This is a genomic window from Rhizobium sp. SVR5-9E (assembly GCF_056755095.1).
In genome coordinates this window covers 15,562-28,226 of sequence record NZ_JBNDHS010000080.1, presented here as the reverse complement: position 1 = coordinate 28,226, position 12,665 = coordinate 15,562, and the positions used below count along the sequence as shown (strand labels likewise).

13 protein-coding genes and 1 tRNA gene are annotated in these 12,665 nt (G+C 63.5%); 5 read left to right on the top strand and 9 right to left on the bottom strand.

Annotated features, from left to right (window positions below; genetic code table 11):
• Positions 1 to 182: 182 nt before the first annotated feature.
• The 3 genes from tam to ACPYOJ_RS26640 form a co-directional block, all read right to left on the bottom strand.
• Entirely contained in the window at positions 183 to 953 is a 771-nt protein-coding gene (gene tam, locus ACPYOJ_RS26650) for a trans-aconitate 2-methyltransferase (protein ID WP_481418928.1), read from the bottom strand.
• 220 nt (positions 954 to 1,173) lie between these two features.
• Positions 1,174 to 2,238 (bottom strand): patatin-like phospholipase family protein, encoded by a 1,065-nt coding sequence (locus ACPYOJ_RS26645; protein WP_481418927.1) that lies wholly within the window; start codon positions 2,236 to 2,238, stop codon positions 1,174 to 1,176.
• Between the two features lie 87 nt (positions 2,239 to 2,325).
• The gene (locus ACPYOJ_RS26640; RefSeq protein ID WP_481418926.1) at positions 2,326 to 3,366 is read right to left on the bottom strand and encodes a zinc-dependent alcohol dehydrogenase family protein; all 1,041 of its coding nucleotides are present in this window, start codon (positions 3,364 to 3,366) and stop codon (positions 2,326 to 2,328) included.
• A gap of 251 nt (positions 3,367 to 3,617) precedes the next feature.
• On the opposite strand from ACPYOJ_RS26640, the gene ACPYOJ_RS26635 reads away from it, so the two are divergent.
• Entirely contained in the window at positions 3,618 to 4,505 is an 888-nt protein-coding gene (locus ACPYOJ_RS26635) for a branched-chain amino acid aminotransferase (protein WP_481418925.1), read from the top strand.
• 148 nt (positions 4,506 to 4,653) lie between these two features.
• Positions 4,654 to 4,729: transfer RNA gene (locus ACPYOJ_RS26630), tRNA-Ala, on the top strand.
• Between the two features lie 73 nt (positions 4,730 to 4,802).
• Here ACPYOJ_RS26630 and ACPYOJ_RS26625 read toward each other — a convergent pair.
• Positions 4,803 to 6,035: an MFS transporter gene (locus ACPYOJ_RS26625; protein WP_481418924.1), complete on the bottom strand. Its 1,233-nt coding sequence runs from the start codon at positions 6,033 to 6,035 to the stop codon at positions 4,803 to 4,805.
• 171 nt (positions 6,036 to 6,206) lie between these two features.
• Between ACPYOJ_RS26625 and ACPYOJ_RS26620 the strand changes: the two genes are divergently transcribed.
• Positions 6,207 to 6,542: a nuclear transport factor 2 family protein gene (locus ACPYOJ_RS26620; RefSeq protein WP_481418923.1), complete on the top strand. Its 336-nt coding sequence runs from the start codon at positions 6,207 to 6,209 to the stop codon at positions 6,540 to 6,542.
• 264 nt (positions 6,543 to 6,806) lie between these two features.
• Here the strand turns inward: ACPYOJ_RS26620 and ACPYOJ_RS26615 are convergent, their stop codons facing one another.
• Together ACPYOJ_RS26615 and ACPYOJ_RS26610 are read right to left on the bottom strand one after the other, a co-directional pair.
• Positions 6,807 to 7,208: a VOC family protein gene (locus tag ACPYOJ_RS26615; RefSeq protein WP_481418922.1), complete on the bottom strand. Its 402-nt coding sequence runs from the start codon at positions 7,206 to 7,208 to the stop codon at positions 6,807 to 6,809.
• A gap of 61 nt (positions 7,209 to 7,269) precedes the next feature.
• Positions 7,270 to 8,001: a sulfite exporter TauE/SafE family protein gene (locus ACPYOJ_RS26610; RefSeq protein WP_481418921.1), complete on the bottom strand. Its 732-nt coding sequence runs from the start codon at positions 7,999 to 8,001 to the stop codon at positions 7,270 to 7,272.
• Positions 8,002 to 8,237: 236 nt separating this feature from the next.
• Between ACPYOJ_RS26610 and ACPYOJ_RS26605 the strand changes: the two genes are divergently transcribed.
• Together ACPYOJ_RS26605 and ACPYOJ_RS26600 are read left to right on the top strand one after the other, a co-directional pair.
• Entirely contained in the window at positions 8,238 to 8,384 is a 147-nt protein-coding gene (locus ACPYOJ_RS26605; protein WP_481418920.1) for a hypothetical protein, read from the top strand.
• A 74-nt stretch (positions 8,385 to 8,458) separates the two neighbouring features.
• A complete protein-coding gene (locus ACPYOJ_RS26600) occupies positions 8,459 to 8,755 on the top strand; it encodes a GCG_CRPN prefix-to-repeats domain-containing protein (RefSeq protein ID WP_481418919.1) in 297 nt (98 codons plus the stop codon).
• A 61-nt stretch (positions 8,756 to 8,816) separates the two neighbouring features.
• On the opposite strand, the gene ACPYOJ_RS26595 is transcribed toward ACPYOJ_RS26600, so the two are convergent.
• The 3 genes from ACPYOJ_RS26595 to ACPYOJ_RS26585 form a co-directional block, all read right to left on the bottom strand.
• Entirely contained in the window at positions 8,817 to 9,620 is an 804-nt protein-coding gene (locus ACPYOJ_RS26595; protein ID WP_481418918.1) for a COG3904 family protein, read from the bottom strand.
• Complete coding sequence (locus ACPYOJ_RS26590) at positions 9,617 to 10,945, bottom strand: hypothetical protein (RefSeq protein ID WP_481418917.1); 1,329 nt, start codon at positions 10,943 to 10,945, stop codon at positions 9,617 to 9,619. The genes ACPYOJ_RS26595 and ACPYOJ_RS26590 overlap by 4 nt, the downstream gene beginning before the upstream one ends.
• Before the next feature lie 77 nt (positions 10,946 to 11,022).
• Positions 11,023 to 12,567: a hypothetical protein gene (locus ACPYOJ_RS26585; protein WP_481418916.1), complete on the bottom strand. Its 1,545-nt coding sequence runs from the start codon at positions 12,565 to 12,567 to the stop codon at positions 11,023 to 11,025.
• Positions 12,568 to 12,665 lie beyond the last annotated feature (98 nt).

The following is a 12,665-nucleotide window of genomic DNA, read 5'->3' as shown; positions in this document are numbered from 1 at the left end:
GGGCAGGAATGAGGAGCCGGCGCGTCAGATCGCCGGTCGCACCGAAGATGACGAGAGTCGTAGGCGGTGTAGGCTGAGCAAAGGGCATATGCGTCGCGCTCCGTGATTATCCCTCCGCATAATAAAGCGGCCGCGCAGTACCTCAAGCGCTCAGCGGCATTACACCGCAGACGACGACTAGCTCAAGCCTTCACGGCCACCATGAACAGCCGCGGAAAGCGCAGCAGAACGCGGCCGTCGGCCATCTTCGGGTAGGCTTTCTCGACGCGCGAAAGATAATCCGCCAGAAACGCCCCGCGGTGTTCTTCGCCGGCATTGGCGAGATAGGGCATCAGCCCCGTTCCCTTCACCCATTCGACGATCGCGGCGGCATCGGCCATGGGGTGGTTGTAGATCGTATGCCAGATATCGACGCGCGAGGATTTGCCGATCAGGCGGCTGTAATAGGTCGAAGCCGGGGGAAGGGGGTTGCGCCGCGCGCTCTTCTGCTCGAATGCGGCCTTCCACGGCCCGGCATGCGCCGTCTCCTCCATTGCAAGATGCGTCGGCTCGCCGAGGTTGTCGGGCATCTGCACGGCGAGCACGCCTCCCTTGGAGAGGCCGTCCATCAAGCGCTCGAAGATATCGAGATGGTTGGGCAGCCACTGGAACACGGCATTGGCAAAAAGCAGATCGGCGGGCTCGTCCGGCTGCCAGGTCGCAAGGTCGGCCTCGGCGAAGGTCGTGTCCGGCAGCCGCTTGCGGGCGGCCTCCAGCATATTGCGGTCGCTGTCGAGGCCGGAAACGGCTTCCCGGCCGTAACGGTCGATGATGAGTTCGGTAGAATTTCCCGGCCCGCAGCCGAGATCGATCGCCTTGGCGACCCGCTCCAGCGGCACCTGCGCCAGAAGATCGCGCGCCGGACGCGTACGCTCATCCTCGAACCTCACATACTGGCTTGCGGACCACGCCATGGGCACCTCCTCGTTTTCTGCAATACCGCCATCACGAAGGCCACCTTCAGGCCCCTCTCGGCGAAGGTCTTCACATTGGAGTCGGAGACTAACGTCCCTTTGATTCTTTTTCTTGCGGCAACGCCGCGTTAGACCTTCACGGCTGGTTTGGCAACGGCCGAGATGTCGCGGACGACTGTCGCGAAGCGGTCGGCAATCACGGCAAGCCAAAGACCTCTAGCTACGACTTCGCCGCCAAGATCTTCTCCGCAACGGCATCGAGCACCGCACCGTTCTGATTGATGAACCGTTGCGCTACCGTTTTCAGCTGGAGGATATTGGTGGTGCTGGCATCATCCAGGTCGTCGCTCGCTCCGTCGAGCTTTCCGTCGATGCGGAAATAATTGAGCGTGTCGGGCTTGGCGAAGCTCATGTCGGTCGCGCCCTGACTATTCAGCTTGGCGCCCTTCGGGTTCAGAAGCTTGTTTGCCTGGTAGGCGGCGGTGCTTGACTGTCCCTGCATGAGCACGGAGATCAGCGGCGTGCCATTTTGCGGGTTGATCCAGCCGAAGGCGCCCCAGTCTTTGGCTTGCTGGTAGGGGATCCTGCGGTTCTGCTGGCCGCTGCCGAGCGAGAGCACGGCGAAGCTGTCGCTTGCCGCCTGCCAGAGCTTGCGCGCCTCGACATAGGCGGCCAGCACCGGATCGTTGGCAAACACGCCGCCGTCGATCAGCGGGATCTTTCTGAGCTTGTCGTTTGGCGGCCTGCCGAGGTTTTCCACTAGCGCCGGTTCGAAATAGGTTGGCGCGGCAGACGAACCGCGAGCCGCTTCCCAGAAGCGGAACATGGCGTACTCGTCGTCGCAATTGGTGATGAACACGGCTTCGCGCTGCTCGATGTCGTAACCGGTGATCACCACCTTCGTGAGCCCGTCGGCGACCAGCGTATTGGCGCCAAGACGGGCCTGAAGCTTCTGTTCCAGAGGTGTGGCGTTGTAGCGCTCCTCCTGCCAGCCACCGATGTTGATGAGGCGCGAGATCAGCTTGGAATGGAAGATATCCTTGCCTTCGTCGGCATAGAGCTTGACGAGATCGCCCGGCGTGCAGGCGGCCTTCTTCTTGTTCCTGGGGCTGGGGCAGGTGAGCCCCGCGGCAATGATCGCGCCGGTCGAGGTGCCGCCGATGAGATCGAACGCCTCATGCATCGGCAGGCCGGGCAGGCGCTTGGCGAAGTCCTCGATGATCATTGCGGGAATGAGGCCGCGGATGCCGCCGCCATCGATCGAGAGAATGAAACGAATGGCCATGTTTCTCTCCACGCCGGAGTCATTCCGGCGCGGAATTATGAAACATGCTCGACCAATTGCAACCGGATGGAATGCACCAATAAATGGCTAGAACCGCGTAATGACGCTGATGCCCGTTCCCTCTGCCTTGTCCATCGCCATCAGCGCCGGTACGGCCTCTTCCAGGCTGATCGTCCGGCCGATCAGCTTCTGCGGCGCGATCTTGCCGGTTGAAAGCATGGAGAGCATGGCGTCGTAGCGCCAGGCCTGCATGCCGTGGCTGCCGTAGACTTCGAGCTCGCGGCTGATCACCTCGGCCATAGGCACCTGCGGCGTCGCATATTCGCCAAGCATCAGGCCGATCTGCACATGGCGGCCGCGGCGGCGGAGATTCCTGATCGAGTTGAAGCAGGTGACGGGGTGGCCGAGCGCGTCGATCGAGACATGCGCGCCGCCCTTGGTGATTTCGCGCACGGCTTCCGTCACGTCGCCGACAGCCGCCGCGTTGATCGTCGCCACGGCCCCGCATTCGCGCGCAAAGGCGAGCTTCTCGTCGGAAATGTCGATGGCGATCGGATTGGCGCCAAGCGCGCTGGCGATCATGATCGCCGAGAGGCCGACGCCGCCTGCGCCATGGATGGCGATCCACTCACCGGGTCCGGTTCGCGCCCGATCAACAACGGCGCGGAAGGAGGTGGCGAAGCGGCAACCCATGCTGGCCGCCGTCGCGTCGTCGACGCTGTCCGGCAGGTGCACGAGATTGGTGTCGGCATAGTCGATCGCAACGTATTCGGCAAAGGAGCCCCAGTGCGTGAAACCGGGCTGGAACTGGTTCGGGCAGACCTGCTGGTTGCCGGAATGGCATTCGCTGCAATGGCCGCAGCCGGAAACAAAGGGCACGGTCACCCGGTCGCCGATCTTGAAGCGCATCACGCCTTTGCCGGTGGCGACGATCTTTCCTGCAAGCTCATGCCCCGGAACATGCGGCAGGCGGATGTCGGCATCGTGTCCCATCCAGCCGTGCCAGTCGCTACGGCAAAGTCCGGTCGCGCCGATGGCGATGACGACGCCGTCTTCGCTGGGCGTCGGGTCGGGCAGCGTGCGGATTTCAGGCGTCTGCTCGAAGGCTTCGTAATACATGGCTTTCATTGGCGGCCTCCACTGCGTCGCTGGTGATTTGCCCGCTATGATGCCACGCGCAAGCTTGGCGCTCCAACACTTCGTTCGATCATTTTTGCTTATGCACCCATCGCTTGAGTGCAAGTACTCGCGCATGATTGTTGCGTTATTATGGGTGGTTCCTGCACTTTTCTTGCGTCCCGCTTTAGCGGCGGAATTTCTGCTTGACCGTGCTTGCGGGGCGGGATTTTGCTTATCCGGCGTTGGTAGGAGAAGAGATCATGCCCGTCGATACATCGCCCCGCTCGACCACCTGGACTTATGTCGATGGCGAGTGGCTTCCCGGCAATCCGCCGCTGATCGGCCCGACCTCTCACGCCATGTGGCTCGCCTCCACGGTCTTTGACGGCGCCCGCTGGTTTGATGGCATCGCGCCGGATCTCGACCTGCACTGCCAGCGCGTCAACCGCTCGGCCGTCACCATGGGGCTGAAGCCCCTCAAGACCGCCGAGGAGATCGAGGCGCTCGCCTGGGAAGGCGTCAAGAAGTTCGACGGCAAGACGCCGATCTACATCAAGCCGATGTACTGGGGCGAGCACGGCTCGCGGGGCAGCGTCGTTGCCGTCGATGGCGAATCGACCCGCTTTGTGCTCTGCCTCTTCGAGGCGCCGATGGGCGGCCATGGTGGTTCGTCGCTGACGGTATCGCCCTACCGCCGCCCGTCTCCCGAAACGGCGATGACGGACGCCAAGGCGGGCTCGCTCTATCCGAACAGCGGCCGCGCGATCGCTGAAGCCCAAAGCCGCGGCTTCGACAATGCCCTGATGCGCGACATGAACGGCAATGTTGTCGAAACGGCATCCTCCAACGTCTTCATGGTGAAGGACGGCGTCGTCTATACACCGGTCGCCAACCGCACCTTCCTCGCCGGCATCACCCGCGCCCGCGTCATGGGGCTGCTGCGCCAGGCAGGCTTCGAGGTGCGCGAAGTCACGCTTTCGGTGGAAGACTTCATGAATGCCGACGAAATATTCACGAGCGGCAACTACTCGAAGGTCGTCGGCGTCAACCGCCTCGACGACCGGAACCTCCAGGAGGGGCCGGTCACCCGCAAGGCGCTCGATCTCTACATGGACTGGGCTTACGGGCGCAGCGGCAGCGGCGAATAGGCGTCCGCGCCAGGGGAAAAGGAACTCAGCGATCCGACCTGGATTGGCGGCATTTGCGGCCGGATCCCGGATATTCCCCGGTGTCGTGCGCCTATGCTATAGTGCAGAAGTCGGGATCCAAGCCCGACAGGTCCGTGAGGTCTGTCTTGGGGTCGTAGCTCAGCTGGGAGAGCGCCGCAATCGCACTGCGGAGGTCGGCGGTTCGAGCCCGCTCGACTCCACCAAGACAGCTCTCCCGCCGGCCTGGGTCGTCCTTGGCTGCCGAACGCTATCAGGACCGGGAGCCGAATGTCCGGATCACAGTTCGTCCAGGTTCCTCGGCCGGACCAACCACGCAAATGCGGCGCCCAACATCAGCAGCACGCAGGTGCCGAGAAACACCGCCCGCATGCCGATATGGCCGCCGACGAAGCCGCCGAGCACCGGCCCGGCAACCTGCCCGACATATTGCGACGACACGGAAAGTCCCAGAATGCTGCCTGCCGCGCTGTCCGGCACGCTATGGCGGATCACCGCGGAAATGCAGGGCAGCAGCCCGCCGAGCGCAATTCCCATCAGGAAACGGAGCGCAATCAGCTGCCATGAGCTGGTGACGAACGCCTGCGGGATGAGCAAGATCGCCGCGACGGCAAGCGCGCCCGCAATCACAGGCCAATGGCCGATCCGGTCGGCGAGCTTGCCGAGCCGCGATGCCGAAAGAATGCTGCCGAGCGCCGCCGCCGACATGACGATGCCGGCGATCATCGTCACCCGTGCCTGATCCTCGACGAGATCAGCGACATAGACGGTGATGATCGGCTCGATCGACATGTTGGCGAGCATCAGGAGCAGGCCGGTCAGCAGCATCGCGATGACCGGGCCTTTGTCGGGGATGGACTTCCAGCCGCCGCTTGCCTTCGCCGCCTTCTTGCGGGCAGGGGATTTCTCCTCCTTGATCAGGAAGGTCGTCGCCAGGAAGGCGAGGAAGATGATGCCGCCTGCGGCGAGAAACGTGCCGCGGATGCCGATGATGGGCGGCAGCGCGCCGCCGATCAGCGGCCCGACGAGGTTGCCCGCCATGATGCCCGAAGAGAGCATGCCGAGTGCCCAGGCCGAGCGGTCCTTCGGCGTCTGGGTCGCTACCAGCACCATGGAGCCGGAGGAATAGCCGCCCGCGAGCCCGACAAAGAGGCGGAGCGCCACCAGCTGCCAGATACTGCCTGCCATGCCCATCAGCGAGATCGCGATCGTCATGCCGAGGCTGGCGCGCACCAGCATCAGCTTGCGCCCGTAGATGTCGCCGAGCCGCCCCCAGAGCGGTGCCACGAAGGCGGCAGCAAAGAAGGTCGCGCCATAGGCGATGCCCGACCACTGAACGATCGCCGCGTGCTCGTGGACGCCGAGTTCCTCGACATAGAGCGGAAGGAAGGGAAGGAGCAGCGTCATCGCCACGATGGTGGTGAAGGAGCCGATCAGCGAGATCGTCAGGTTTCGTTTCCAGTAGGCTGACCCGGCCGCTGCATCCGCTGCGTCCATCGGGGTGTCGGTCATATCAGGGATCTCTGTGCGGTATCGTCGTCTTGGGGAGGGGCCAACCTACGCCCCGCTTTACGCGGTGCCAAGGCCGGATCGGGCCGGAACCGTTCGGCGATTTGCGCCAGTTGTCATTTTCTGTTATAAACTGATTGCAGTTTGCAATCGGATTTCAGCAGGAGAACTGCGATGACCGCAACCCGCGAAGAAACCCTCCGCGCCCTCTACGCCGCCTATACCGACAGGCGCAAGGACCTCGTTGGAGCCATGCTGACCGAGGATTTCACCTTCTCGAGCCCCCGGGACGATTACATCGACCGCGCCACCTATTTCGAGCGGTGCTGGCCGAATGAGCCGCAGCTGAAGGCCTTCGATATCGAGTTCCTGGCGGTCCAGGGTGATGAAGCGGTGGTTCGCTACCGTGCCGTGCTGCAGGACGGCAAAAGCTTCCGCAACATCGAGAGCTTTCGCTTCGCTGGTGACAGGATCAGATCGGTCGATGTCTATTTCGGGCGCGAAGCGTAGTTCATGGAAGAAGAACTCGGAGTAGCCGCTTGTCTCTTCTCCCCGCCGGGGAGAAGTGCCGGAGCGATAGCGAGGCGATGAGGGGGAAGTGAACGTGGCATCTGCCGCGCCGTCCCCCTCATCCGTCCCTTCGGGACACCTTCTCCCCGCTGGGGAGAAGAGGGAGCAAGCCGCTTGCGCCACGTCCCCCTCTCCCCTCGGGGAGAGGGCAGGGCGAGGGGGCACCCGGGTCCAGATCAAACGAAACGGAACTGCGTCCTTCGACTACCCCTCGACAAGGATCTCGTCGGCCGAGCGCTTTGTCGGTCCGTGATAGACGGCCTCGATATTGTTGCCGTCGGGGTCGAGCAGGAAGCAGGCATAATAGCCGGAATGGTAATCCCGCTCGCCCGGCGCGCCATTGTCTCGCCCGCCATGGGCAAGACCCGCTTCGTGGAAGCGCTCCACCGCATCATGATCCCCGGCCTGGAAGGCGAGGTGTACCCGGCTTTCGTAGCGATCGGCGGCATCGACATAGAGCTCGTCGGAAGAGAAGAAGTCTTCGCCTTCATGGGTGAAGCGCCGGCCGAGCGCGCCGAGCACCGCCTGGTAGAATTCCCGGCTTGCGGCGAGGTCGCGGACGCGCAGATGCACATGGTCGATCAGCCGCCCTTGATGAAACTCCATCGCAGCCTCCCTAAAGCGTGTCGGGCGAAAGCGCTAAGCGAATCAAAAAATGGCGACGCGCTTAGAGGAACCGGATCGCCGAAGTCGAGATAATGATGATCGAGACGGCGACCATCAAGGGTCTGACCGGCAGACGCTTGACGAGGACGGCGCCGAGGGGGGCGGCGATCACCCCGCCGACGATGAGGCCGATTGCCGAATGCAGCTCCGACCAGCCGAGCGTCAGAACGAAGGTGAGCGAGATGACCAGTGTCACCGCGAATTCAGTGAGGTTCGTGGAGCCGATCACCTTCTTCGGATCGTGCCCGCGGCCGACCAGCGAACTGGTGACGATCGGCCCCCAGCCCCCGCCGCCGACGGCATCGAGCACACCACCGCAAAGCCCGATGGGCGGCACGGCCCAGTCCCTGACGTCGCGCGGCCAGAGCGGTCGGAAAGCCTTGAAAAGAATGACGAAACCAACGGCGATGAGATAGGCTGAAACGAAGGGCTTGATCACCTCGCCATCGGCATTGGCGAGGATATAGGCCCCAACCGCCCCGCCGAGCATCCCGGCCGGCGCCAGCCGCACCACCAGCTTCCAATCGACATTGCGCTGATAGACATGCGATGCGCCCGACGCAACCGTCGTGAACAGCTCCGCCACATGCGTCATCGCGCTGGCGTTGGCAGCCGGCACGCCGAGCGCGAGCAGGCTCGTGGTCGACAGTACCCCGAAGGCCATGCCGAGCGCGCCATCGATGATTTGTGCGCAGAAACCGACCAGCACGAAGAAGAGAAAATCAAGCGTCATCGAAAAATCCCCCGGACCGGCGGCCTGCGAAAGAACGAGCGGCGGGCGGGGAAAGTTCCGAGACTTTGGCGATGAGCAGTCCGAGGAAAGTCTCTTCCGAGGTGTTTGACGCCAGCCCCATGTTCCCTTTCGGGAAAAACACGTGAACTTAACTATGTCGCTTAGGCTTTCGTTCATCGTCCCGCATCAGTTTGCGCCTCGGGCGGCTGGGAACCAACCTTTGAGGATCGGAAGCTATGACCTATGCACTCGTGCTTTTCTCGGCCGTAACCGCGATCGTCGTCTCGATAGCCGCGGCCGGCAGTCAGCCTGCGCCCCAGTCGAACTGGCCGGAAATCCAGCTGGCGAAGACCTCGCGTCTCGCGCCCGTGCACGGGAATTGATGAACGGATGGTTCATCATCGGTTCAGGCCCGGCGGCTAAATCTCGCTTCGGCTGGATTTATTGGAGACTCGCAATGAAGATCATTTCGCTGGCTGCAGCGCTTGTTATCGGGGGCCTTTCGGTAGTATCCGCCGAAGCGATGCCGATGGCGCCGGTGCATGCCGATACCGCCGCCTCGTCCGCTGTCACCAAGGTCGATTATGCCTGTGGTCCGGGCTGGCGTCTGACGCGTTGGGGCGAATGCCGCCCTCGCTTCCACCGCCCGCCGCCGCGTTGGGGCTGGGAGCGCTCGCACTATCGCCGTGACTGGCACGGTGACAGGGATCGCGGCTGGGGCCGCTACGACCGTTACGAACGCAGCAGCTTTTAAGCCAAGTTTTGATCGGTAAACGCTGACCTTGACGAAGCCGGGACGACCTTTCGCCCCGGCTTTATTTTGCCTTGCTGGCGGCTAACTTTTCCGGCCCCGTCGCCAGCGCGAATTCCTGCATTTCCTCCGGTGTCAGATAATAGAGCCGGTCGGGCGGGGTCTCCATCGCATGCAGCCAGAGGCCCGGCTTGATTCCCATTTCGCCGAGATGGCGGGTGACGTCGGCGGTCGTGCGCTGCGCCTCCGACATGGCGCGCTCCGGCGACAGCTTGTCCTTGGAGCCGTTGAACACCTGGTGCACGCCGATGACCGCACCCTCCTCGGCCTCGCGCCTGACGCCGCCAGCCATGATGATCGGGCAGGAGGAGGCGCAGAGCGCGCCGCCTGCGACCCTCGTGCCGATGTTTCGTTCGCGGATGAGCTTCGATATGGCAAGCGCGTCTCCCACCGAGCCGCCCGGCGAATCCAGCGAAACGGTCTTCACATATTCGCCGCGCGCTTCCATCTCCTTTTCGAAGCGGCCCGCAGCGCCTGGCTCGATCGCCCCTTGCGCCAAGAGCACGCCGTCCGGCTGGAGCTCGAAGCGGATCGGCTGCTTGAGCAGATCGAGGCCGGTCTTGATCTCGGATGGCGCAGCCTGCGGCCCGCCCTCGGTCAGCGCTGGCGGCAGCACGGGCATGGTCTCCGGCCGCGCCGGATCGAAGCCGGGCAGCCCGGCGTTGGCCGCGCTGATCTCCCGGAAATCGATCGCCAGAAAGACCACCGACGCGGCAAGCAGGCCATGAAAGGCAAGCCGCAGCAGCGTCGCGTCATCGGTCGAAAGCGCGGCATCCTTCAGCCGGTGCCCTGCGGTTGCGAGCTTCATGTCTGCGGCCCCTTGCGCGGCGCCTTGCCGGTCATGTCGAAGCTTGCGATGTTCGAAGGCTCCGCTTCATCCGCAACTTCGGCCGCTTTCGAGGGCGCGGCGGCCTCGGCGCTGGCAACCGCCGCTTCGATATCGATCCCACGTGCCTGAAGCGCACGCTGGACCTCGATCGCATCGAGCAGTTCCGCCGCCGTGATTCGCTCGGCGAACGGCAGCCTCTGTTCCTGGCGGCGCAGCGCTCCATGCGCGACCGACAGCATGAAGATCAGCACGGCGGGCAAGAGGTCGATGGAGATTGCGCCCGCCCAGCTCGGGATGAAGTCGGAAGCGTAGCGCAGCACCGCCTCGGCCGAGGAGAGGGGCACGAAACGGCGCTCGGCGACCGGCTCGCGCGAAAGAATCTGGTCGGCGGCCTGCGACAGCACCTTGGATTGCGCCGCGACCGAAGAGCGGATCGTCTCCATCACCTGGTCCTGCCGGTTGACGAGATCAGCCTCGCGGCCGTCGGCAACGGGGGCGATGAAGCCGAGCGAAAGGTCTTCCGCGGCGCGCTTCACCGAAGGCGCGATCGAGGTCTGTTCCAGCGAGGTGATGACCCCGGTAAGCCCGACGACTTCGGCGGCGAACTGGTCGGCGCGCGGATCGATCGCGCCGGGGGCGGAAACCAGCGTGCGCATGGTCGCCAGATGCGTGCGGCCCTCGTCGAAAAGCGAGGTGACGCGTTCACGAGAGGTATTGATGCCGTTTTCAAGCTCGGTCAGCTGCGAGGCCATCTGCGACAAGAGCTGCACGACGCTGCCGGCACCGGTCGTGCCGGTCAGCGCGCCGGTTTCGCGCTCCTGGTCGGCCAGCCGCTCGAACCGCTCCTGGGTGCGCTGGATATCCGGCAGCAGGCTTTGTGCCGCAAGCGCGTTCTGATGCGCCCTGTCGAGATCGCCCGTATAATCTTCCAGCGTCTCGGCAAGATGCTGTTCGAGGGCGGCCGAGCCCGCAAGGGCTGCGGCGTTCAGCCAGCTTGCCATGGCGATGATCATCGCGCAGCCAAGCGCCATGATGCCCAGAAGCGCCGTGCGCGCCGCAACACTCGTCACATGCGGGTAGAAGCGCGCGAGGTAGGTCCAGAAGGAATAGATCGCCACCGACACGGCGGCCGAATAGATCATCGCGGCAAAGAAGGTCGCCGTCGGCGACCCGTCGAGAATGCTGCGCACTCCGAGATAGGTATAGACGCCGGACGCAAGCGCCAGAACGGCGAGCGTGAAACGCGTCATTGTCTCCACGGCATCGATGCCGTCCTGCAAACGATGAGATGCCCCGAGCGCCATGGTCTCCTCCGCTGGTAACTTCTTAAGAAACCATTAAAATACCGGCGAAAACAAGGCCTGGAGATGCAGCTGTTCGCTTACTCCGCGGTGGGCATACCCGGTCGCTCGCCACGCTCGTAAAGCGCAGGGTCTTCATCGGCCACGACTGCGCTGTCATGCATGCGGAGCGACTTCTCGGAAATCTCGATGATCGGCGAAAAATGCGCTGCCGGCATCCGCGCGCTTTCCTGCTCCTCGAAGACGGTGGGCGCTGCCATCGCCCGCTCGCCGCGCGCCACCTCCAGCTGGCCGTTCAGGATCGCCCGCTCGGCACGCAGTTGGCGGATTTCGGATTTGGCGATCTCCAGGCTGGTGCGCAGCTGGCTGATCTCATGGCGGTCGGAATCGATACGCGTATCGAGATCGCGTTTGATGGCATCCGCCTCGCGGTCGCGGCGTGAGCGCAGGCTTTCGGTCTCGCGCAGCTTCACCGTCAGTTCGTTGTTGTAGGCGGCAAGTTCGCGGCGCGCCGTTTCGCTCTCGGTGCCGCTCATGCGGGCGCGGCGCAGCTCGTCCTCGACGCGCTCGGCACGCGAGATCGTCGCCGCGAGCTCGGATTTCAGCCGCTTCATCTCGGCGCGCGCCGCCTGCAGCTCCTCGTCCGTCATCTTGTTGCGGCCGTTGGCGGTGATCAGCAGCTTCTCGACGAGTTCCGCCTTGGAGCCGACGGCCTCGGTCTTGGTCGTCAGGTGGGCGATTTCGAGCGCCGAGGAGGTCTGCAACGTATGCAGCTCGACTTCGGCCCGCTTGTGGCGTTCCTCTACCAGCGACAGTTCCTGCTTCAGGTTGGCGACCGCCGTCTGCAGGTTGGCAACCAGCGCCTCCTGTTCCATCAGGCTTGCCTTCAGGTGGCCGCGCTCTTCCGTCAGGCGGGCGAGGTCTCGGGCCTGCATGGTGCTTTCACGGCGCGAGGTCTCGGCCAGAAGCTGATGGGCGGTCGTTTCCAGATCGAGCTTTTCGCGGGTCGCGGACAGCTCGCGGCTGCGGTTGTCGAGCTCCTGCTGGGCGCGCTTCAGAAGCGTCGAGGCCTCGTCATACTGCATCGCCCGCTCGGCGAGTTCGCCCTCGGCGTCGCGCAGGCGCATCTCGATGATGCTGAACTCCTCGCAGGTGACGCCGTGGACATTCTGCAGCTTGGCGAATTCCTCGCGAATGGCATCGATCTCCGTGCGCAGCTGGGTGTTGGCCGTGCGAACGTCCTTGTTTTCGCCTGTCAGGCGGGCATTCTCCTGATCGGCCTTGCGGCGGGCGCCGCTTTCATAGTCCAGAAGCGAGCTGATCCGCGTGCATTCGGCCCTGAGCGCACCCGTCTCGTTCAGAGACTGGCCATGGGCGCCGAGCAGCGTCGAAACCCGTTCCTGCAGCGAGGAGAGGCTGGCAAGCAGGTCCTGCGAATTCTGCTGGTTTTCTTCCAGAGCCGAGCCGAACGCCTCGAAATCGTTGATCTCCGGAACCTGGTAAGGCTGGGGCGCTGCCGCCTTCAGGCTCACCGGCTGTTCGGTTATCGAAATCTGACGATAGGCTGGGCTTGCTACCTGCACCCCCGTCTTGCCGGTCTCTTCGCCGCGGCGGAAAAAACTCATGACCATCACTCGCGCCCCAAAAGTTCGATGTCAAAAAGCAGTTCTATTTATGAATTCACGCTAATTAAGTTGATCCTCTCAAAGGTTGCCCTAACGAT